Origin of the sequence: Halomonas zincidurans B6 (genome assembly GCF_000731955.1) — a bacterium.
Taxonomy (GTDB): domain Bacteria; phylum Pseudomonadota; class Gammaproteobacteria; order Pseudomonadales; family Halomonadaceae; genus Modicisalibacter; species Modicisalibacter zincidurans.
Map to the genome: position 1 here is coordinate 2570297 of NZ_JNCK01000001.1, position 22607 is coordinate 2592903.

The window sequence follows — 22607 nt, forward strand, 5'->3', positions numbered from 1 at the left end:
ACCATTCTACCATACTAGACTACAAGACAAGCTTCGGGCCGATCATCAATGACGACTTCACTACATGCGCTCTGGGAAGAAACATCGCCGGACGTCAACGTTCGCCAGCGCCTCTATCAAGCGCTGCGCCAGGCGATCATCCGCATGGTGCTGGCCCCCGGACGGGCGTTATCCGAAAAGGAGATTGCCGACACGTTCGACGTGAGCCGACAGCCGGTACGCGAAGCGTTTATTCGCCTTTCCGAGTCGGGGCTCCTGGAGGTACGCCCACAGCGAGGCACCTACGTGGTGCGCATTTCGGAGGGTGCGGTCATGGAGGCACGCTTCGTCCGGGAAGCCGTCGAGGCTGCCGTCGCCAGATCCGCCGCCGAAAACGGCTTGAGCGGGAACGTGCTCGGCGAACTCGACGAGCTGATCGAGCGCCAGCGTCGCTGTGCCGTGCCGCAGGACTACAGCCGGTTCTTTCAGCTCGACGAGGCCTTTCATCGGGCCCTGGCCCTGGGCGCGGGTCATACCTCGGCCTGGCGCGTCACCGAAGAGGTCAAGGCCCAACTGGATCGGGTGCGCTACTTGAGCATCCCCGAGTCGACGCCCATCCCCAAGCTCGTCGATCAGCACCAACTGATCGTCGATGCGATCGCCCGGCAAGACCCCAGCGCCGCAGAACAGGCCATGTGCATCCATCAGCGTGAAATTCTGCACTCCCTGCCTGAGCTGATGCGGCGCTTTCCCGCGATGTTCGATGCCTCGGCCCCGACGCGTACGCCCAGCAAACGCGAAACGGCATAACGCCGAGCTCGAACGCAAGGGGCTCGCTTTACGAACCCCTGCATTCAAACAAGCACAACATGCATGTCAGGAGAAATCATGAAATCACAGCTAGCCATACCCGCCCTCGCCCTCGCCTTTGCCAGTGGCCTGGCCCATGCCGATTACGAGCTGAACCTGTCCTCGGCCCTGAGCACGCAGGATCCCATCGTTCAGGCCATGCAGGACGCCAAGCAGTCGATCGAGCAGCGCACCGATGGCGAACTGACGCTCAACGTCTTCCCCAACAGCCAGCTGGGGTCCGACGAAGACGTCGTCGAGCAGATCCGCAGCGGCGCCAACATCGCCATCCTCATCGATGCCGGCCGACTGTCGGAGTATCAGCCGGAACTGGGCATCCTGAGTGCGCCCTACCTGGTGGAAGACTATACCCAGTACGAGGCCATTACCCAGACCGATCTGTACAACCAATGGGTCGAAAGCCTCGCCGACAACAGCGGCCTGCGTTTGATGAACTACAACTGGTTCCAGGGCGCCCGCGAGATGCTGACCAAGGAACCCGTCGAAAAGCCCGAAGACCTGCAAGGCCTACGCATCCGCACCATCAACTCGCCGGTCTGGCTCAAGACCATCGAGGCCATGGGCGCCACTCCGACACCGCTGCCCTGGTCGGAGGTCTATTCGGCGTTGCAGCTGGGCTCGATCGATGGCGCCGAGGCGCAGTTGACCGCCGCCGATGGCCAGCGCCTGCAGGAGGTCATCAACAATGTCGCCCTGACCCACCACATCCAGCTGATGAGCGGCATCGTGACCTCGGAGCAGTGGTACCAGTCCCTGCCCGAGAACCTTCGCAGCATCCTCGACGAGGAGCTCAAGAAGGCCGGCGCCGAGGCCAGCCAGGCGACCGTCGACGCCCTGGATGCGACGCGCAAGCGCATGGAAGAAGCCGGCGTGACCTTCACCGAAGTGGATACCGAGCTGTTCCGTCAGCGCGTCGACAGCGTCTACAAGGAACTCGGTTACGACAAGTACCGCGAGCAACTGGTTTCCGGCACCGCCGACTGATCGCCCGTCAAGCCAATGCCGGGCCGGCCCGTGCCGGCCTGCGCGCTTTCAGGTTTAGACAGCCCTGTGCAAACGCTGCGAGGAACCGTTATGTGGCGCTGGTTCGACAAGCTCGAAGATATCCTGGCCATTGTACTGCTGGGGTGTACCTCACTCACGATTCTGGCCAGTGCCACCATGCGCGCGATCGGTCATCCGTTCGCCGGGGGTGCCGAACTGGCCCAATTCTTCTTCATCTGGACGGCCGTATTAGGCGCCGACATCATGCTGCGCCGCGGCGGCCAGGTGCGCATCGATGCCCTGGTCGTGCTTATGCCCCCCAGGGTGTTGCGTGCCATCACCGCGGTCATCCTGGCGATGATGCTGGCGTTTCTCGCGCTGCTGGCGTGGTACGGAATGCCGCTCGCGCTGTCCAACTGGCAGCGCCCGATGGGCTTTGCCGGATTGAGCTACGGCTACGTCACCCTGGCCCTGCCGGTGGGTGCCGCACTCATGTTCGTCTCGCTGCTTCGGCGCGTTCTCGACAAGGGCATCACCCGCAGTCTCGAGCCCGACGACGATGTCGTGGAGGAAACGCTATGATCACCGCCCTGCTGCTGGTGCTCGGGCTGGTGCTGATGGCCATCGGCATGCCCGTGGCCTTCGCGATCGGCATCGCCGGCTTTCTGTATTTCCTGTTGCCGGGAACGTTTCTTCCCGTCGGCATCGGTCCCCAGCGCATCGTCTCCGCTACCCAGTCCTTCCCCCTGTTGGCCGTTCCGCTGTTCATTTTCATCGGCCATCTGATGAATGCCAGCGGCATCACGCCGCGCCTGCTGCGCCTCTCGACCCTGCTGGCGGGCTGGATGAGTGGCGGTCTGGCCCAGGCCAGCCTGGTACTCAGCACCCTGATGGGCGGGGTGTCGGGTTCGGCGGTGGCGGATGCCGCCATGCAGTCGCGTGTGCTCGGCAAGGGCATGGTCGGCGAAGGCTATACGCCCGGTTTCGCCGGGGCCGTGCTTTCCATCGGCGGGTTGATCACTGCCACCATTCCCCCCAGCATCGGCCTGATCCTGTACGGCTATCTCGGCGAGGTCTCGATCGGCCGCCTGTTCATCGCCGGGGTGGTGCCGGGCGTGCTGTTGATGGTCGCGCTGATGATCACCACCTGGCTGGTTTCCCGCCGGCGGGGCTATACCCCGGTCCGCGACAGCCTGCCCAGGTTCGCCGAAGTGGCCAGCGCCACCCGCAGCAGCATCTGGGCCTTACTATTCCCGCTGTGGCTGTTGGTGGGCATCCGCTATGGCCTGTTCACGCCCTCCGAGGCCGGCGCCTTCGCGGTGGTCTACGCCCTCGTCGTGGGCTGCTTCATCCACCGCGAAATGGGCATAGCGGAAATCATCGAGGCGATGCGTGCCAGCGTGCGGGACATCGGCATGATCATGCTGATCATCATGTTCTCGGGGATCATCGGCTATGTGGTGTCCTTCGAGCGCGTGCCCCAGACCATCGCCGAGCTCACGCTGGGGGTATTCTCCAGCCAGACCGCCCTGCTGCTGACCCTGGCGGTCCTGCTGGTATTCCTCGGCATGCTGCTCGAGGCGACGGTGGTGGTCATGCTGCTGGCCCCGATCCTGGTACCGGTGATCAAGACCGCCGGGATCGATCCCGTGCACTTCGGGCTGCTGATGATGACCTTGGTGACCTTCGGCGGCATGACCCCACCGGTGGGGATTTCCATGTACACGGTATGCGGCATCCTGCGCTGCCCCTTCACCGATTACAGCCGCGAACTCGTACCCTTCGCCGTTGCCGTTTTAACCGTCGTGCTCGGCATCATCTTCTTCCCCACCATCGTGCTCTTCCTGCCCAACATGCTCATGGGCTAAGTGCTAAATGCAGCCATCCAAGGGTGAGTGACATGATTTTCAACGACAAGATCGACTTCATGGGGCCGGATTTTCTGCTGGAAACCAACGCGGCCCGGCGCCTTTACCACGACCATGCCGCGCCGATGCCGATCTGCGACTACCACTCGCACCTGAGCCCCGTGGAGATCGCCGACAACCGCCGCTTCGACAACCTCACCGAGCTGTGGCTCGACGGCGATCACTACAAGTGGCGGGCCATGCGCTTCACCGGCATCGACGAGCGGCGCATCACCGGCGACGCCGAGCCCCGCGAACGCTTCCAGGCCTGGGCCGAGAGCGTACCCGACTGCCTCGGCAATCCGCTCTACCACTGGACCCATCTGGAATTGCGCTTCCCGCTGGGCATCGAGAATACGCTGCTCTCCCCGACGACTGCCGAAGAGATCTGGACACGCTCGCGTCAACGCCTGGCGACGCCCAAACTTCACGCTCAAGGGATCCTGGACAGCTTCCAGGTGCGTACCGTGTGCACCACCGATGACCCCTGCGACGATCTCGATGCCCATCGCCGGCATGCCGAGAACGGCTCGCGACTCGCCCTGCTGCCGACGTTTCGCCCCGATGCCGTGCTCAAGATCGAACAGGCGGGCTACGCCGATTACCTGACCGCGCTGGAAGCCGCCAGCGGCGTCGCCATCCGGCGCTATGACGACCTGCTCGCGGCGCTGCATCAGCGCCTCGACTATTTCGCCGCCAATGGCTGCTGCCTGTCGGATCACAGCCTCGAGAAGCCGACCTTCGTCGCGCCGCCGTCGAGCGCCGCGCTCGATCGCATTCTTGACCGACGCAGGCGCAGCGAATCGCTCAGCAAGGAAGAATCCACCGGCTTCACCACGGCGCTATTGCTATGGCTGGGCCGGCAATACGCCGAACGCGGCTGGGTCATGCAGTTGCACCTGGGCGCGGCGCGTAGCGTCAGCCGCCGTGGCCTGGCCGAGATCGGCGCCAACAGCGGCTTCGACGCCATCGGCGATGTGGTCTATGGCGAGTCGCTGGCAATGATTCTCGATGCGCTGGACCAGCAACGGGCCCTGCCGCGCACCGTGCTCTACAACCTCAACCCGCGCGACAACGAGATGCTCGCCAGCCTGGCCGGCAGCTTCCCGAGCGACGGCATTCCCGGCAAGGTGCAGTTCGGCGCCGCCTGGTGGTTCAACGACCAGCGCGACGGCATCGAGCGCCAGCTGACCACGCAGATGCAGTTCGGACTGTTGCGTCACTTCGTCGGCATGCTCACCGATTCGCGCAGTCTGCTGTCGTTCTCCCGTCACGATTACTTTCGACGCATCTTCTGCAACATGCTCGGCCAGCAGATGGCGCGTGGCGAGCTGCCCAACGACATCGACCGCATCGGCCAGCTGGTGCGGGCCGTGTGTTACGACAATGTCCAGCGTTACCTGTTCGAGCGTTGAGCGACGCGCCCTCATTTTATCTATCAGCAATGGATTCATCATGAAAATCAGTGATGCCTACCTCATCGTCACCTCTCCCGGGCGCAATTTCGTCACGCTGAAGATCGTTACCAAGTCGGGCACCTACGGCATCGGCGACGCCACGCTCAACGGCCGCGAAATGGCCGTGGTCGCCTATCTCGAGGAGCACGTCGTGCCGGCACTGATCGGTCGCGATGCCGGTCGCATCGAGGACATCTGGCAATATCTGTATCGTGGCGCCTACTGGCGGCGCGGCCCGGTGACCATGGCGGCGATCGGCGCCGTCGACATGGCGCTGTGGGACATCAAGGCCAAGGCCGCCGGCATGCCGCTCTACCAGCTGCTGGGCGGCAAGAGCCGCGAGCGGGTGATGACCTATGCCCACTGCACCGGCAAGGACATCGACGCCTGCCTGGCCGAAGTCGACGCACACCTCAAGCTCGGCTATCGCGCCGTCCGGGTCCAGACCGGCGTACCCGGCATCGCCACCACCTACGGCGTCGCCAAGCGCGAAGGCGAGCGCTACGAGCCGGCCGACTCGGAGTTGCCCGCCGAGCACGTGTGGAGCACCGAGAAGTACCTCAACCATGTGCCCGCACTGTTCGCCGCGGTCCGCGAACGCTTCGGGCACGACATCCATGTGCTGCACGACGTTCACCACCGTCTGACCCCCATCGAGGCCGCCCGCCTGGGCAAGATGGTCGAGCCCTATCATCTGTTCTGGCTGGAGGACTGCGTGCCGGCCGAGAACCAGCAGAGCCTCAAGCTGATCCGCGAGCACACCACCACGCCGCTGGCCATCGGCGAAGTCTTCAACTCGATTCACGATTACCGCGAGCTGATCGAGAATCAGTGGATCGACTATATCCGCACCCCGCTCACCCACGGCGGCGGCATTACCCACCTGCGCCGGATCGCCGACCTGGCGGCGCTCTACCATATTCGCACCGGCTTTCACGGTCCCACCGATGTGTCGCCGGTGTGCCTGGGTGCGGCGGTTCACTTCGACACCTGGGTGCCCAACTTCGGCATTCAGGAACACATGCCCCACGAAGCGATCACCGACCAGGTCTTCCCCCACGACTATCGTTTCGAGGACGGCCATTTCCTGGTCGGCGAAACGCCGGGGCACGGCGTTGACATCGATGAAGAGCTGGCCAGACAGTATCCCTACAAGCGCGCCAGTCTTCCGGTCAACCGGCTCGAAGACGGCACGCTCTGGCACTGGTAGGAGGTGACGCGATGACCCAAGTGACAACACAGGCCAGCGACTACGCCGATGCCCCGGTCGGCATCGTCCACATCGGCCTGGGCGCGTTCCACCGCGCCCACCAGGCGGTCTTCGTCGAGCGCAACCTGGCGCGCCACGACGGCGGTGAGTGGGGCATCAGTAGCGCCAACATCCGTTCCAACCAGCGTCTGGTCGAGCTGCTGCGCGATCGGGGCCAGCGCTACCATGTCGCCGAATACGCCGACAGCCAGACGCTGACCCTGCGCGAGATCGCCGCCATCCGCGAGGCGCTGTACGCCGGCGAGAATGGTGAGGATCATGAAGCGCTGCTGGCGCGTCTGAGCGATCCCGCGGTGCGTATCGTCACCCTGACGGTCACCGAGAAGGGCTACTACCTGAGCCCCGCCGAAGGCACGCTGATGGTCGACGCGCCCGCCATCGCCCACGACATCGCCCAGCCGCACGCGCCCCGGACGGCGCCGGGCCTGCTGGTCGAGGCGCTGGCCCGGCGCCGCGCCGCGGGCATCGCACCGTTCACGGTGCTCTGCTGCGACAACATGCCGGACAACGGCAAACGCACCCGGCGGGCGGTCGTCGAGCTGGCTGGCGAGCGCGACCCGGCGCTGGCCGAGTGGATCGCCGCGTCGGTGGCCTTCCCTTCCAGCATGGTGGATCGCATCGTGCCGGCGATGACCGAGGCCGACTTCGCGCGTCTGCGCGAACTGGGCGTGGACGACCCCGCCGCGGTGACCTGCGAAGCCTTCATCCAGTGGGTCGTCGAGGACGACTTCCCGCAAGGACGTCCCGACTGGGAACATGAAGGAGTGGAGATGGTCGCCGACGTCGCGCCCTTCGAGACCATGAAGCTACGCATGCTCAACGGCAGTCATTCGCTGCTGGCCTACCTGGGCGCGCTGGATGGCGTCGAGACGGTCTTCGACGCCGTCAGCCGGGCCGACTTCAAAGCGTTGCTCAAGCGCTACATGCGCCAGGAGGCGGCGGCGACGCTGACCATGCCCGAAGACACCGATCTGACGACCTACGCCGACAGCCTGCTGGCGCGTTTCGCCAACGACAGCCTGCGCCATCGCCTGCATCAGATCGCCATGGACGGCTCGCAGAAGCTGCCCCAGCGTTGGCTCCAGGGGGCACGGATGCGGCTCGACGACGCCGGCGATATTTCCTGCACGGCACTCGGCGTGGCGGCGTGGATCCGCTATACCGCGGGCAGCGACCTGCACGGTCGTCCCCACGCTGTCGACGACCCCCTGGCCGACACCTTCGCCGCGCTGCATGCCCGCCATGGCGACGCGGAGGAGAGCCTGATCGGCGCCTTCCTGGCCGAGGACACCGTGTTTCCGCGCGGATTGGCCGACGACGCACGCTTCTCCCAGGCGGTGCTGGGGGCCTACCGCTCACTGCAGGCACGCGGTGTCACCGCCAGCTTGGCGGCGTTGAACGAGGGACAGGGTTGATCGTCGACACCAGGCTTCGTCTCGTTGACCTTGACCGGCCGCGAGCAAGAACAACACGATAAAACGATAACAGGGCGACTCTCGGGTCGCCCTGTTCGCGTGGCTGTCACGGCTCGCGCCGCTCAGCCTTCGCGCCTTCCGTCGTAAAGCCGCTTGAGGCCCAGCGGATTGGCCTCCTTGAGCGCTTCGGGACGCAGCGCGTCGGGCAGATTCTGATAGCACACCGGACGCAGGAAGCGATAGATCGCCGCGGTGCCCACCGAAGTGCTGCGCACGTCCGAGGTGGCCGGGAACGGCCCGCCGTGGACCATCGCGTGGCTGACCTCGACGCCGGTCGGCCAGCCGTTGACCAGGATGCGCCCGGCCTTGTGCTCGAGCGTCGGCAGCAGCGCGCGGGCCGCGTCGTGATCGGCGTCGTCCATCTGCAGCGTGATGGTCAACTGGCCTTCGAGACGGTCGGCGACCCGCTTGACCTCGGCGGCATCCTGACATTCGATCACCAGCGAGGTGGAGCCGAACACCTCTTCCTGCAGTGCCTCATCATTGAGGAAGGCCTCGGCCGAGGTGACGTACAGCCCGGCCTGGCACTGGTTGGGCGTCTCGCCGACCTGGCCGCGGGCGATTTCACGCACCTGGTCGTGGCTGGCCAGCCGCGCCACGCCCTGCTGGTAGGCGTCATAAATGCCCGGGGTGAGCATGGTCTGCGCGGCACTTTCCTTGAGCGCCGCGCCGGCGGTGGCGACGAAGGCGTCCAGCGCCGCGCCCTGCTCGGCGATCACCAGCCCGGGGTTGGTGCAGAACTGCCCGGCGCCCAGGTTGAGCGAGGCGACGAAGCCCTTGGCCATCTCCTCGCCGCGGGCCTCGAGCGCCGCCGGCAGCGGGAACACCGGGTTGATCGAGCTCATCTCGGCGTAGAAGGGGATCGGCTCGGCACGGTTCTGGGCGACCTTGAGCAGCGCCAGGCCGCCGCTGCGCGAGCCGGTGGAGCCGCCGGCCTTGATCCGCGGATCGGCGACCAGCGCGGTGCCCACTTCGCGCCCGGAGCCGAACAGCAGCGAGAACACCCCCTCCGGCAGGTTGCATTGGGCGATTGCGCGCTGGATCGCCCGGCCCACCAGTTCCGAGGTGCCGGGATGGGCGGAGTGCGCCTTGACGATCACCGGGCAGCCCGCGGCTAAGCTTGATGCGGTATCGCCGCCGGCCACCGAGAACGCCAGCGGGAAGTTCGAGGCGCCGAATACCGCCACCGGGCCCAGCGCGATGTGGCGCTGACGCAGGTCGCCCCGCGGCATCGGCTGACGCTCGGGCAGCGCCGGGTCGACGCGCACGTCGAGCCACTCGCCGGCGCGCACCACCTGGGCGAACAGCCTCAATTGGCCGCAGGTACGCCCGCGCTCGCCCTCGATGCGCCCCCGGGGCAGGCCGGATTCGGCCACCGCGCGCTGGATCAGCGTGTCGCCGAGCGCCTCGATCTCGGAGGCTACCGTCTCGAGGAACGTCGCGCGTTCCTCCAGCGAGGTCTCGCGGTAGCGGTCGAAGGCCGCCCAGGCGAGGCCGCAGGCGCGATCGACGTCGTGGGCGGTGCCGCCGGCATAGGCCGGCTCCAGGCGTTGATTGGTGCTCGGGTCGATGGCCTGAATCGGCTCGCTGGCCCCAGCGACGGCCTGCTGGCCGATGAGTAGTTTGCCTTCCAAGGTCATGACTTCCTCCTGAGTTGCGCGGGCCGAAAAGCGGCCCGTCGTGGCTAGGCTTTCGGGTGCTACGATTCCTGATACTTGGCGTACATGTTCCTGGCCCGGTTGAGGTGCTGGTACATCATCTCGCGGGCCGATTCGCCGTCGCGGGCGAAGATCGCTTCGAGCACGTAGGTGTGCTCCTCCTCGACACGGGCCAGGTACCTGTCGGTCGCCGAGGTGTTGATCTCGATGCTCATCAGCTTGGCACGCGGAATGACGCTCTGGCTGAGTTGTTCGTAGAACGACTTGAAGAAGGGGTTATGGGTCGCCGCGGCGATGGCATAGTGGAACTCGTAATCCTCGACGCGCGCCTGAGAACTTGCGGCGCGTGCGCGAACGAACACATCGTGCTTGTCACGCAGGATGCGCCGGTCGTCGTCGTCATGACGCAGCGCCGCCAGCTCCGCGGCGGCCGGCTCGATGTTCAGGCGCAACTCGAGCACATGCAGGATGTCCTCGACCGTGGTCGGGCTGATGCGATTGGCGGGCATCGCCTCGACAATGGCATTGCGCAACACCGTGGTGCCCACGCCGCGGCGGGTCTCGACGAGCCCCAGCGACTTGAGGTGGGTGATCGCCTCGCGGATGACCGTACGGCTGACCCCGAAGGAGTCGCACAGGCCATTTTCCGTCGGCAGTTTTTCGCCGACGGCAATCCCGCCGTTGACGATCAGCGCCTCGAGCTGGTCGGCCACGTGCAGCGAGAGGCTGCCCTCCCGCGAAATGCGTTGTATGTTCAGCGTCTTCAAGCCATTCATTACGTCGTTCTTGCCTGCCATATCGGTTTCCACTGCGCCACGGGTTGAGAAGCTTTCGAGCCTGGCCGTCTGGCACCAGTGCGGATCGCCTGGGACGCTGTCACGGCAATCCGCTCACTGGACCACGCACCGACACGCTCAATCGTCGGGGTGGCCGAAGGTGGCAAACGGTCCACCCTGGTAGATGACCGTCGGATCCTGGGGGTCGATTTCGGGGGCCGCACCCTCGACCTCTTCGCGCCAGGGCTCGGAACTGTCCTTGGGCACCCAGCCCAGGAAGGAGGCCTTGCTGTTATCCCACCACTGTTCGGAGTTGTTCGAGGCCCCGTAGACGACGGTATAGCCCAGCTTCGGCGCCGAGAACGCGCGTAGCGCGAGGCTGACGAAGTCCTCACCGCTCATCCAGATCGCCAGCTTGCGGGTATCGGTCGGCTTGGGATGGCACCAGCCGATGCGCACGCTCAGGGTCTCGATGTCGAACTTGTGATAGTAAAGACAGGCCAGGTCTTCGCCGAAGCACTTCGAGACGCCATAGATCGAGTCGGGGCGATGCGGGACCTGAGTATCGAGCTTCTGCGTGCGCTCGTAATAGCCCGTCGTGTGATTGGAACTGGCGAAGATGATGCGCGGCTTGCCATGCTGCCGGGCCGCCTCGTACAGATTGTAGGTGCCGATAATATTGGCCTGGAGGATGCTGTCCCAGGGTTTCTCCAGCGAGACGCCGCCCAGATGAATGATGGCGTCGCAGCCTTCCACCAACGCACTGACGGCCTGGGCATCCGCCAGATCGCACGTCACCAGCTCTTCATGGCTGGCGGCCTCGCCCAGATCGCCGATATCCGACAGCCGCACCTGCTTCGCCAGCGTTGCGAGCTGCGGCCGGATGAGACGCCCCATCCCGCCGGCGGCACCGGTCATCAGAAGACGATTGATCATGTATTCCTCCCTCGTTCATGGCCATCGCAATGCACAACGATGGCGTTACCTTGTAGGCACATGGCCCGACAATCAAATCAGTCGAAGCCGTATAGCGTTGCCGGGTTGTCGACCAGAATTTTTCGCTGCACCTCGGGACTCGCCCAGTCGAGCAGCACGTCGAGCTGTCCGGCATCGTCGGGATACTGCTCGCGTGGCACGCCGACGTGCGGCCAGTTGGAGCCCCATAGGATGCGCTCGGGGGAATGCGCGATGACCCGCTTGGCGATCGCCCCGATATCCGCGTAGTCGGGGCCGCCGGTCCGGCTGGCTTCGTAGCCAGCGCAGATCTTGAACCAGGCGTTGCCGCGATCGAGCAGCCGCAGGATCTCGTCGACCCGGTCATCGTCTGCCGGCACCGGCGGCATGAACTTGCCGATATGGTCGATGATGTACTCGCCTTCGATGCGTCGCAGGTCGTCGAGATAGTCGTTCAGGTTGCAGCCGTTGAACTGCACCATCAGATGCCAGCCCAGCGGGCGGATGCGCTGCTCGACGGCCAGCATCTCGTCGTTGGTGACCGCGCCGCCCGGCAGGTTCATGATCCGCGCCCCGCGCACGCCCTTTTCGTGCCAGGCCCGCAGGTCGCTGTCCGGCGTATCGGGCGTCACCGCGGCGACGCCGCGGGCGGTTTGCGTGCCCAACTGATCGAGCGCGGCGAGCAAGGCGCGGTTGTCGCGCTGGTAGGCGTTGGGCTGGGTGACCACCACGCGCTCCAGCGACAACCACTGCTGAAGCTTGCGGTAATCCTCGACCGTCGCCAGTTCCGGGATCTTCGGGCCACCGGGCTGGGCCTCATAGCCCGGCAGATAAAGGTGAATGTGACAGTCGGTGGCCCCGGCCGGCGCCTTGAGCCTGGGCGCCGGGCCGTCGAGCGGACGGGTGTTGACGGGAATCTCGGACACTCATGCCTCCTTCAAAGCGAATTGGCGCAATGCATCGCGATTGATCTCGATACCCAGGCCGGGACCGTCCGGGATACGCACGACGCCCTGGTCATGCTCGATCGGCGTTTGCACGACGGCCTGGCGGAACGGGTTCCTGGTGCGATCGAACTCCATGATCGGCTCGATGGGCTTGCGGCGCGGCGGATTGGGCGGCAGTGCCGCCATGAACTGCAAGCTGGCCGCGAGACACACCGCCGTGCCCCACACGTGCGGCACCAGGCGCACGCCGAACATCGCCGCCATGTCGGCGACGCGGCGCATTTCGGTGAATCCGCCCACCCCGCAGACATCGGGCTGGGCGATATCCACCGCGCGACTCGAGAGCGGCTCGAGCATGGCGTAGCGGCCGTGCCAGTTCTCGCCACTGGCCACGGGGATCGGCTGGCCGTCGCGTACCGCGCGGTAGGTGGCGATCTGTTCAGGGAGCACCGGCTCCTCGAACCAGTCGATGCGGTACTGTTCCGCCCGCTTGCCGACCTCCAGCGCTTCCAACAGGTCATAGCCGTGGTTGGCGTCGATCATCAGCCGACGCTCGGGGCCGATCGCCTCGCGCGCCGCGGCAATCGAGCGCAGATCCTCTTCGACATCGAAGCCGATCTTGATCTTGACACCATGAAAGCCTTCGCGGGCGTAGCCGGCCACCTCGTCGGCGACATCCTGGACCCGGTCGATACCGTCGCGGCGAAACGAGCCCGTGGCGTAGGCACGCACGCTGTCGCGAAAGCGTCCGCCCAGCAGCTCGCTGACCGGCGCGCCGTAATGCTTGCCCTTGATGTCCCACAGGGCGATATCGATGCCGCTCAGCGCCGTCACGGTCAGCCCACGCTGGCCCTGGTCGCGCAAGCGATTGTAGAGCTCGAGCCAGAGCTTCTCGGTTTCCAGCGGGTTCTGACCGATCAGCGCCGCGGCGTAGATGTCGACCACCGCCGCATTGGCCTTGGCCGGCCCCAGGCACTCGCCCCAGCCCACCGTGCCGTCGTCGCAGACCACCTCCACCAGACAGTGCTGGCGCCGTTCGAAGCGCATCGAGGCGCTTTCGAAGGCTTGGTCGAGTTTATGGTCGAGGAGGTGCGTGTGTATCTTTTCGATCTTCATATCGGACAGCCAATGATCGTATGGAAGTAAGCGCTATTCGAAGAAACCCGGCAACGTCAGCGAGATCGCCGGCACGTAGGTCACCAGCATCAACACCACGAACAGCGCCAGGTAGAACGGCCAGATGGTGCGTACCGTCTGCTCGATCTTGATCTTGCCGATCACGCTGCCCACGAACAGACAGGTGCCGACCGGCGGCGTACACAGCCCCAGGCCGAGATTCATCATCATGATGATGCCGAACTGGATCGGATCTACGCCGAACTGGGCCGCCACCGGCAGGAAGATCGGCGTGATGATCAGGATCAGCGCCGCCATGTCCATGATCATGCCCAACCCCAGCAACAGCAGGTTGAGCATCAACAGCACGACGTAGGGGTTGTCGGAGATGCTCAGCAACGTATCGGTCAGCAGTTGCGGCACACTGTACAGCGCCAGCAGATACGAGAATGCCGAGGCGCAGCCCACCAGGATCATCACCAGCGACGTAGTGCGCACGGCCTGATAGACCGCCCGCTTGAACGACTCCCAGCGCAGCTCGCGATATACCAAACTAGTCACCACGATGGCGTAGATCGCGCCGAAGGCGCCGGATTCGGTCACCGTCAGGATCCCCGAGAGCACCCCGCCGACAATGATCACGGCAGTCAGCAGTCCGGGTAGCGCCGCCGCGAAGCTGACGATCAGCGCCATCCAGCCGGGGAACGGCTCGCCCCCGTAACCCCGCTTGACCGCCACGATGTAGGCTGCCAACGCCAGGACCAGACACATCAGCACGCCCGGCACGATACCGGCGATGAACAGTTTGGTTATCGAGATGCCGCCGCCCGCGGCGACAGCGTAGAGGATCATGTTTTGGCTGGGCGGAATGACCACCCCGGCGATGGAAGACGTTACGGTCACGTTGACCGCGTAGTCGGCGTCGTAGCCCTTTTCCTTCATGGCCGGGATGAGGATCGAGCCGAGCGCCGAGGTATCGGCGACCGCCGAGCCGGAGATGCCTCCGAACAACATCGACGAACTGACGTTGACCATGCCCAGCCCGCCACGCACTCGGCCCACGGCCGCCGAGGCCAGTCGCACCAGCCGGCTGGAGATCCCGCCATGCAGCATCAGTTCGCCGGCAAAGATGAAGAACGGTATGGCCAGCAGCGAAAAGACCGAGATACCGGAAAGAATTCGCTGAAAAGCCACGAACAATGGCAGGCCTTCGTAGAGAAAAGCTCCGACCGCCGCCAGGCCAACGGCGAAGGTCACCGGAGCGCCGACGATAAGACCCAGAAAGAACAGGCCGAACAGGATCGTAAGTCCCATAAGATCAAACCTCTCGTGACTTGAGCAGGCGCTGAGCGATATTGACGCAGGAGAACAAGACCATCAGCACACCGCTGATCACCAGCGGTGCCGCACGCCAACTCTCGGAAAAGCCGATTATCGGAATGGGACGACTGAGATTTTCCATGACCAGTTGCCAGCCCTGCCAGGTCATGAAAAAACCGAAGAAAGTGACGAAAAGATCGGCAATATAGCGCATGATTTCACGTGGAAATGCGGGCAGTCCCTCGCGTACGAAATCGATGGCCAGGTGACTGTTATTGCGCACCCCGGCGGCTGCGCCGAGGAAAGTGATGTAGACGACAATAACCAACGATGTCTGCTCGACCCAGGTTGGCGTATCGTTGAGTACATAACGTCCGAAGACCAGCCAGCCGAAGGTGATGACCATGAAAACCATCAGCACGCCCGCCACGATGATGCAGAAATGGGCGATACCATCCAGAAATCTATCCAGCAGTGTCTTCGGAGTTGCTTCTGCATCCTGATCACTGATTTGATCGAAGTAGGAACTCACGGAGGTTAATCCTTTCAAGCCCCCCCGGGTCGATACCGGCCCGGGGGAGTTCATGGATTGATACGATTACTGCTGCGCGGCCTGGATATCGGTGACCAGCGACTCGAGTTGCGGGTTCTGCTTGACGAACTCGGCGTAGATGGGCTGCATCTTTTCCTGGAATGCCGCTTTGTCGGTCACTTCGTTGACCTCCACGCCAGCGCTGACAATTTTCTCGCGGCTAGCCTTGGAGCCCTCGGCCCAGAGTTGCCGCTGTTTCTTGGCGGCGTTCTCTGCAGCCTGACGAACGATCTGCTGATCTTCTTCGCTGAGATCTTCCCAACTGGACTTGGCGATACACAGACACTCCGGCAGGATCAGATGCTCGGTCAGTGAATAGTACTGGGCAATTTCGTAGTGGCCACTAGACTCGTAAGAGGGATAATTGTTCTCGGCGCCGTCGATAACCCCGGTCTTGAGCGCCTGATAGACGTCACTGTAGGCCATGGGTGTCGCATTGCCGCCCAGGTTATCGATCATCTCCACGTACAAGTCGTTGTTCATCACGCGGACCTTGAGCCCTTGGACGTCCTCGGGCGTTTCCACCGGACGAGCGGTGTTGTAAAGACTGCGCGCGCCGGAGCCGAACCAGGACAGGGCGATGAGGTTCTTTTCGGCGAGCGCATCGGCGAAGCGGTCGCCTATTTCACCGTCCATGACCTTGTACATGTCTTCAACGCTATTGAAGATGAACGGCAGCGATAGCACGTTGGTGGCCGGCACGATCGGCCCCATCGGGCCCATGTTGAAGTTGGCAAAGTCCAGCGCGCCGCTGCGAGTCTGCTCGATGGCGTCCGGCTGGTTGCCCAGAACCCCGCTGTTATAAACCTTGGGCTCGACACGACCCTCGGTCTTCTCGGCGACCTCCTTGGCGAAACCTTCCAGCGCTACGGTATTCGGGTAGCCCGGTGGCTGGATGTTCCAGCCCCGCCACTGCTCGGCCTGGACCGGCATGGCCATGGCGGTCAGTGCACCCGCAATCGCGGTGACTTGCAGGCAACCGGCTACACTAAAGCGCTTACTTGTTTGCATGATATGACTCCTGTTGTATCGCTGGTTTTGTCGTTATAGCTGATGGGCTGTTTCAACCAATCTTTCGAGTTGCTGACGCTCGTCCAGGCTCGGCATGACAAGCGGAGAGCGTACGTTTCCGGCAGGCTTGCCGATGATGTCGGCGCCCGCCTTGATCAGGCTTACTGCATAGCCCTTCTTGTTATCGCGAAGTTCGATGAAGGGAATGAAGAACTTCTGGGTAATGTCTCGAACCACCTCCTTATTGCCTTTCCTGAGCTCCCGGTAGAACTTCACCGCCATTTCCGGCACGAAGTTGAATACCGCCGAGGAGTAGGTGTTGACGCCGATGGACAGATACGCCTCGGCGAAGATCTCGGCGGTGGGCACGCCGCCCACGTAAACCAGGCGATCGCCGACCGTCTTGACGATCTTGTTGAGCGCCTGGATGTCACCCTTGCCGTCCTTCAGGCCGATCAGATTGGGGCAGGCATCGGCGAGCTTTTGCACGGCGTCGGCCTCGAGAATGCCGTTGCCGCGGTTGTAGTAGATGACGTTGATCGACGTCGAATCGCAGATCTGGCGGGCGTACTCCACCAGGCCGTCCTGCGGGCATTCGGTGAGGTATGGCGGCATCAGCAGGATACCGTCGGCGCCCGCTTCTTCGGCGGCCTTGGCGTAGGCCTGGCCGGCGCCAACGCTCAGCCCGGCGCTGGCGATGACCGGCAGCTTGCCGCCCACCGCCTCGACGGCCTGGGAAACGATCGCGCGGTACTCGTCCAGCGTCAGGTTGAAGAACTCGCCGGTCCCGCCGGCCACGAATACGGCGGAGATGTCATGACTGACGAACCACTCGAGGCGCTTGCGATAGCCCTCGGCATCGAAGGCGCCGCTGGCGTCGAAGTCGGTGATGGGGAACGAAAGCAGGCCATCGCCGACCGCTTTCACGACATCGTCTCTTGAAAAACTCACGTTCGTTCCTCTTGCTCGAGCCCCGAAGGCTTTTGATTGACAAAGCGGGTAAATGGACAGCAACGGCTCTGTGATCGAACTTGGCTTTGCCACCTGCTTGTCATACATCATACAAGTTCCAAAGGTAGGCAGTTGGGAAAGGCATGGCAACAGCGACCATGGTCTAACGAACAAAAGTCTATAATCCGCTTCACTCACAAAGACTCTGATCCAGCGTTGTAAAGCTTCTTGCTGGCGGTCACTCTCTTCAGTGATCTGTATCTCCGGCGTAAGGTAAACGTTCATTCCACGACGTGGTTAACCATCTCACGGAGAGGCTTCAATAACTCCGGCGAGACCTTGTATTGTTTGGTGCCGTCCTCGGTCAGCACAATCACGCTCTTGCGGTTGAACCTGGTGACGATCCCCACGATGGGTGAGACGGCATAGGCTGCAACAACCAGCGCAAGCGCCCGAGCTATCCACGGTGTGCGCGAATCGCGCGCGGCTAACCAGACTGCATGTACATCCCGCTTGATCGTTCGCGCCCATTGTTTGGCGTTCCAGATTAGGGCCTGTTGACGTTTCGTCGCGGCCGCGACGAAACGTCAACAGGCTCTAAGATTTCGTTAAGACTTTATCTCCATAGTCGCCACTCCCCGATTCCCGGAGAGGCCTTGTCATGTTCCTGCTCACCCGTCTACGCCGCCACACCGCCATGCGCCAGCTGGGCAAGCGTTTGGAAAAACGTGCCAAGGCGTGGCTGTAGCGCTGGCTCGGCCGCCGTGCTGTCGCGAAAAGCGATGCTTCCCTCCAGCCCGGCGGCATGGGCGTCGCGATAGCGTGACGGGGACGCGACAATATCTATCCTTCCCTCTCCGGAGTCACCGTGTCACCCGATATAGCCCTGCTGCATGCCATCAACGGCTTGGCCGGCCAGTTTCCCGCGTTCGATACCTTGATGATCGCCCTCACCCAGTTCGGCGTGCCGCTGATGGTGCTGGCCGTGGTGCCGCTGTGGTGGGCCCGCTCGCAGCGTGACCGGGCGCGTCACCTGGCGGCCTCGGCGGGTCTGGCATTTCTCGGCGGGCTGGCGCTCAACCAGCTGATCGTGCAACGCCCCCGTCCTTATACCGAGGGCCTGTCGCATCTGCTTATCGCGCCGAGCGCCGATCCATCGTTTCCTTCCGACCATGCCACCGCCGTCACCGCCATCGCGGCGACCTTCCTGCTACAACGCCGCTTGCGCGCAGGCGGTACCTTCGCCCTGGTCGCTCTGCTGGTGATGATCTCGCGCGTCTATGTCGGCACCCACTATCCGAGCGATATCCTCGGCGGTATGGCCACGGGCTGTCTGGCGGCGCTGGTGATCAGAGGTTTCTATACACGCGAGGGCTGGCTGAATCGCCGCCTGGTACGCTTGCTATAATCCCGAACCCCTGGCCGGAGCCGCTATCCGATGCTGGAAACCCTCGTCACCGACATCACGCAACTGGCTTCGCAGCACAGTGCCATCGCCTATGCCATCGTGGGCCTGTCCGCCATGGCGGAGGCACTACCGGTTGCCGGCACCCTGGTCCCGGGCTCGATGCTGATCGTCGGCATCAGCGCCCTGGTCAGCAGCGGGGCGCTGGGCACCGTACCATTGATCCTCGCCGCGCTGGCGGGGGCAATCGCCGGCGACGGCATCTCCTTCTGGCTCGGATACCGCTACGAGTCACGCATTACCGGTATCTGGCCGCTGAGCCGTTACCCGCAATGGGTGGCGCGGGCCGAGGTGTTCTTTCAACGTCATGGTGGCAAGGGCGTGTTCCTGGCGCGCTTCGTTCAGGGGCCGCGCGCCTTCGTGCCGCTGGCAGCGGGCATGAGCGGCATGCCGCCGGGGCGGTTCTATGTCGTCAATATCGCCTCGGGGATCATCTGGGCCACCACCCATGTGCTGACCGGGGTGCTACTCGGCGAGTCGCTCCACGTGGTCGCTCAGATCGCAGGGCGCCTGGTGGTGCTGTTGGTGCTGGTGGCGCTGCTGGTCTGGATCGTCATCTGGCTGACCCGCCGCGTACTGCTGACCCACGGGCTTCAGGCGCTGCAGACCGGCATGACGCGTCTGGAACACTGGTGCGCGCCGCAGGCGTCGGCCCCGCAGCGCGGCGTGGCACGTCTGCTGGCCACCGTGCGGGGCGAGGGGTTGATGCTGGTCACTGCCATCGCGGTGCTGCTCGGCTGCCTGTGGCTGTTCCTGGGCATCCTCGAAGATCTACTCACCGGTGACCAGCTGGTGCAAGCTAACCAGGCAATCTTCCATGCCTTCCAGGCACTGCGCACCCACTGGGGCGACACCCTGATGTTGGCAATCACCGAGTTCGGCGACAGCTTCGTGACCACCAGCCTCTCCGTGACGGTCGCCGCCTGGTTGCTGGCGCGCCGTGCCTGGTCCAGCGCACTCTACTGGCTGGCCGCGGTGGGTGGCGCGGCGCTGTTCACACCGCTGATCAAGGCGCTGGTCCACTGGCCGCGTCCCACCGCCGGGCTCTACAGCGGCTGGGAGGCCTTCTCTTTTCCCAGCGGTCACGCCACCATCAACACCGTGCTGTACGGCTTCCTGGCCTATCTCGTCGCTCGGGCCCTGCCCGCCCGCCGGCGCGTCTGGGTGGTCAGTGCCGCAGCCCTGACGGTGATCTTGATCTCCGTCTCGCGCCTATATCTGGGCGCTCACTGGCTGGCCGACGTCAGCGCCGGCATCGCCATCGGCACCGTCTGGGTGATCCTCCTGGCGATCAGCCACCAGCGTCGCCACGCGCCGCTCCGGGAGACACGCGGACTGTCGCTCGTGGTGCTACTGACCGTGGCCGTGGTCTGGCCGTATAACATCAATCAGCAGCTAGCCACCGATCGTGAGCGCTACGCGCCCCAACCCACGCTTCAGCAACTGGCTTGGCAGGACTGGTCGCAGACAGCCTATCAGCAGTTGCCGGCGCGTCGCATCGACCTGGGTGGCGAGGGCGAGGAGCGCATGGTCCTGCAATGGGCGGGGCCACTGGCTAGCCTGCGTCAACGCCTGAGTGACGCCGGCTGGCAGGTCGATGTGCCCTGGACGCCGGTCAGTACCCTGCACTGGCTGAGCCCCGGCCATGCGGTCGCGGGCCTGCCGACGCTGCCGCGTCTCAACAATGGCCAGCCCTCCGCCCTGCGCGCCACACGCCCGATCACCGGACAGCCGGGCCGCCGCCTGGTCCTGCACGTCTGGCCCACGGAATTCACCCTGAGCGATACCTGCCAAGCCTCGCCCCAACCACTGTGGAGCGGCTCGCTGAGAGTCCAGCAGCGCCGCGACCTGCTCGGCCTGCTGGCCCTGGAACGCGACGTCTCCGGCGTCACCGATACCCCGGCCCTGTTGAAGCAGGCTCTGCAGGCACCGGACGCGGCTATCCGTCTTCTGACCCCGTCCGCCGACGCGCCGTTGCTGCTTGCCACCCCTGCGAGCCTCGTGCCGCCATGTAGTAGCAACTGAAGACCTGGGCCGGCGCCGTCTACCTGGCGACGCGCGTGGTCATGGTCTTGCACCCTGGTCGATGAGCCACGTGCCAAGGGACCCGTCTCAGGCCGCGTGCGCAGAGCTTGGAATCGCGCCGCCGGGTACGTGGCTATCAGGACATACACCGGCCGTCGGGACAGGCCCAGCGCTTGAGCAGCGGCGGCCACATGCGACACCAGCGACACGAAATCGAATGACGCACCTTGCAGACCAGACAAGGAAGGGTTCCAGATTGACGCGCTACAATTCGGATTTTATCCGTTTCCTCAGTCCCAGCTAAGTGTTCACCGGTAACGTGCATCGTGCAGTCCTTCAACTCACGAGGTACAGATATCATGTCCAAATATCCAAAACTTATCCTCATCAGCTTTATTCTCGCCGGCCCAGCGGTCGCCGCTCAGGCGAAGGAGATATCAGGCAATGATGCCAGCAGCATCAGCCAGGCCGCCATTCCCCTGACCCAGGCCGTGAAGGTTGCCACGGATAATAGCGGCGGCAAGGCGACCCACGCCGAGTACGAGCAGACCAAACAGGGTCCGGCCTTTGATGTGGAGGTAGTCAAAGGCGACCAGACCTGGGACGTCCGGGTGGATGCTGAAACCGGGCAACTGATCTCGTCAGTCAAAGACGTCGCCGATCACGACGACCAAAACGACGAAATTGACTGATCGGCGCACTGCCTGGCTGATACCGCATACACCCGGTTGTCAGCCGGCTCTGCTGTAAGCGGCAATGGCGGCATTCTCCGGGCTCAGGCCCGGGCTTGCCGCCTTGTCCCCTACCGCGATGCCAAGTCAGCCGTTGCACTGGCCCACTTCATCCACGCATCCACGGTTTTTCGATCTGCCGTTCAGCCGCGGCTGGGTGACACAGTCAATTCAAAATCACACGGATGCCTTCAACAAACGGAGCTTAACGCTATGTCTGCCAAACCCGACACCAACTCCCGCTCGACAACCGTCGGTCAGCCCGAGCATGAATCACCGTTCCCGTCCCTGATGAGCAAGGTCCCTGAGATCACCCTGCTGTTCTGGATCATCAAGATGATGTCCACGACCGTCGGCGAAACGGGGGCCGATTTTCTGGCGGTCGATATGGGCTTCGGCCTGGTCGGCACTTCCCTGGTCATGGGGACCATTTTCTTCGCAACTCTGCTTGCCCAGATCAAGGCGCGAAGCTATATCCCCTGGCTTTACTGGACGACAGTGCTGCTTATCAGCGTTTTTGGAACGCTGATCACCGACATCATGACGGATCAATTCGGCGTGCCGCTGACGGTTTCCTCGGCCGTTTTCAGTGTGGCGCTTATCATCACATTTGCAATCTGGTATCGGGTCGAGCATACCTTGTCGATTCACTCCATCTTCACCCGGCGCCGAGAACTGTTTTACTGGGCAGCTATCCTGTTTACCTTTGCACTCGGCACTGCTGCAGGCGATCTTGTCTCCGAGGGCATGGGCGCCGGCTACCAGCTTTCACTGTTCCTGTTTGGTGGTCTGATTGCAGTGACGGCACTCGCTTACTACACGTTTGGGGCCAATGCCATACTGACATTCTGGATTGCCTACGTGCTGACCCGCCCTCTGGGTGCCTCTCTGGCAGATATGCTGACCAAGCCAACGGCCGAGGGTGGTCTTGGCCTCGGAGCCACGGGTACCAGCGAACTCTTCCTGGTAACTATCGTGGTACTGGTCGGCTATCTGACCGTAACCCGAAAAAGGTCCACTACGCCAATCGTGGGAAGCACAGACTGAAACAGCCTTGGACCTCGAATCTATGGCATGGTAACGACATGTCAATTCAGATGCGGAACGACGACATGGTTT

At 63.6% G+C, this 22607-nt stretch carries 20 protein-coding genes; 11 read left to right on the forward strand and 9 right to left on the reverse strand.

The genetic code is table 11. The features are described from left to right. Positions 1-48 precede the first annotated feature (48 nt). From HALZIN_RS0112035 to HALZIN_RS0112065, 7 genes are all read left to right on the forward strand, one after another. On the forward strand, positions 49-789 hold the full coding sequence (locus HALZIN_RS0112035) for a GntR family transcriptional regulator (RefSeq protein WP_031384456.1): 741 nt from the start codon (positions 49-51) through the stop codon (positions 787-789). Positions 790-867: 78 nt separating this feature from the next. Then, on the forward strand, positions 868-1833 hold the full coding sequence (locus tag HALZIN_RS0112040; RefSeq protein ID WP_051907499.1) for a C4-dicarboxylate TRAP transporter substrate-binding protein: 966 nt from the start codon (positions 868-870) through the stop codon (positions 1831-1833). Between the two features lie 90 nt (positions 1834-1923). Further along, positions 1924-2415, forward strand: coding sequence for a TRAP transporter small permease (locus HALZIN_RS0112045; protein ID WP_031384458.1), 492 nt, complete (start codon positions 1924-1926; stop codon positions 2413-2415). Further along, the gene (locus HALZIN_RS0112050) at positions 2412-3701 is read left to right on the forward strand and encodes a TRAP transporter large permease (RefSeq protein ID WP_031384459.1); all 1290 of its coding nucleotides are present in this window, start codon (positions 2412-2414) and stop codon (positions 3699-3701) included. The genes HALZIN_RS0112045 and HALZIN_RS0112050 overlap by 4 nt, the downstream gene beginning before the upstream one ends. A gap of 32 nt (positions 3702-3733) precedes the next feature. Beyond that, positions 3734-5155, forward strand: coding sequence for a glucuronate isomerase (uxaC, locus tag HALZIN_RS0112055; RefSeq protein ID WP_031384460.1), 1422 nt, complete (start codon positions 3734-3736; stop codon positions 5153-5155). A gap of 40 nt (positions 5156-5195) precedes the next feature. After that, positions 5196-6407 (forward strand): D-mannonate dehydratase ManD, encoded by a 1212-nt coding sequence (manD, locus tag HALZIN_RS0112060; protein ID WP_031384461.1) that lies wholly within the window; start codon positions 5196-5198, stop codon positions 6405-6407. Between the two features lie 11 nt (positions 6408-6418). After that, a complete protein-coding gene (locus tag HALZIN_RS0112065; RefSeq protein ID WP_031384462.1) occupies positions 6419-7882 on the forward strand; it encodes a mannitol dehydrogenase family protein in 1464 nt (487 codons plus the stop codon). 122 nt (positions 7883-8004) lie between these two features. Here the strand turns inward: HALZIN_RS0112065 and HALZIN_RS0112070 are convergent, their stop codons facing one another. The 9 genes from HALZIN_RS0112070 to kdgD all read right to left on the reverse strand — a co-directional run bounded on the left by HALZIN_RS0112070 (position 8005) and on the right by kdgD (position 17267). Further along, a complete protein-coding gene (locus HALZIN_RS0112070) occupies positions 8005-9582 on the reverse strand; it encodes an aldehyde dehydrogenase (NADP(+)) (RefSeq protein WP_031384463.1) in 1578 nt (525 codons plus the stop codon). Positions 9583-9641: 59 nt separating this feature from the next. Continuing rightward, a complete protein-coding gene (locus HALZIN_RS0112075; RefSeq protein ID WP_031384464.1) occupies positions 9642-10397 on the reverse strand; it encodes a FadR/GntR family transcriptional regulator in 756 nt (251 codons plus the stop codon). Positions 10398-10514: 117 nt separating this feature from the next. Beyond that, the gene (locus tag HALZIN_RS0112080; RefSeq protein WP_031384465.1) at positions 10515-11312 is read right to left on the reverse strand and encodes an NAD-dependent epimerase/dehydratase family protein; all 798 of its coding nucleotides are present in this window, start codon (positions 11310-11312) and stop codon (positions 10515-10517) included. A gap of 77 nt (positions 11313-11389) precedes the next feature. Next, positions 11390-12256 carry an amidohydrolase family protein gene (locus HALZIN_RS0112085; protein ID WP_031384466.1) on the reverse strand — a complete coding sequence of 289 codons (867 nt, stop codon included), beginning with the start codon at positions 12254-12256 and terminating at the stop codon, positions 11390-11392. After that, on the reverse strand, positions 12257-13393 hold the full coding sequence (locus HALZIN_RS0112090) for a mandelate racemase/muconate lactonizing enzyme family protein (RefSeq protein ID WP_031384467.1): 1137 nt from the start codon (positions 13391-13393) through the stop codon (positions 12257-12259). It abuts the gene before it with no gap. 33 nt (positions 13394-13426) lie between these two features. Continuing rightward, the gene (locus tag HALZIN_RS0112095) at positions 13427-14707 is read right to left on the reverse strand and encodes a TRAP transporter large permease (RefSeq protein ID WP_031384468.1); all 1281 of its coding nucleotides are present in this window, start codon (positions 14705-14707) and stop codon (positions 13427-13429) included. Positions 14708-14711: 4 nt separating this feature from the next. Beyond that, entirely contained in the window at positions 14712-15245 is a 534-nt protein-coding gene (locus tag HALZIN_RS0112100) for a TRAP transporter small permease (protein ID WP_051907500.1), read from the reverse strand. A gap of 66 nt (positions 15246-15311) precedes the next feature. Beyond that, positions 15312-16316 (reverse strand): TRAP transporter substrate-binding protein, encoded by a 1005-nt coding sequence (locus tag HALZIN_RS0112105; protein WP_031384470.1) that lies wholly within the window; start codon positions 16314-16316, stop codon positions 15312-15314. Between the two features lie 33 nt (positions 16317-16349). Then, a complete protein-coding gene (kdgD, locus tag HALZIN_RS0112110) occupies positions 16350-17267 on the reverse strand; it encodes a 5-dehydro-4-deoxyglucarate dehydratase (RefSeq protein ID WP_031384471.1) in 918 nt (305 codons plus the stop codon). A gap of 868 nt (positions 17268-18135) precedes the next feature. On the opposite strand from kdgD, the gene HALZIN_RS0112120 reads away from it, so the two are divergent. The 4 genes from HALZIN_RS0112120 to HALZIN_RS0112135 all read left to right on the forward strand — a co-directional run bounded on the left by HALZIN_RS0112120 (position 18136) and on the right by HALZIN_RS0112135 (position 22535). Further along, positions 18136-18675 carry a phosphatase PAP2 family protein gene (locus tag HALZIN_RS0112120; protein ID WP_031384472.1) on the forward strand — a complete coding sequence of 180 codons (540 nt, stop codon included), beginning with the start codon at positions 18136-18138 and terminating at the stop codon, positions 18673-18675. Positions 18676-18705: 30 nt separating this feature from the next. Further along, positions 18706-20757, forward strand: coding sequence for a bifunctional DedA family/phosphatase PAP2 family protein (locus tag HALZIN_RS0112125; protein ID WP_051907501.1), 2052 nt, complete (start codon positions 18706-18708; stop codon positions 20755-20757). Between the two features lie 359 nt (positions 20758-21116). After that, the gene (locus HALZIN_RS0112130; protein WP_031384474.1) at positions 21117-21449 is read left to right on the forward strand and encodes a PepSY domain-containing protein; all 333 of its coding nucleotides are present in this window, start codon (positions 21117-21119) and stop codon (positions 21447-21449) included. Positions 21450-21701: 252 nt separating this feature from the next. Then, positions 21702-22535 carry a COG4705 family protein gene (locus HALZIN_RS0112135; protein ID WP_236254988.1) on the forward strand — a complete coding sequence of 278 codons (834 nt, stop codon included), beginning with the start codon at positions 21702-21704 and terminating at the stop codon, positions 22533-22535. Positions 22536-22607: the final 72 nt, after the last annotated feature.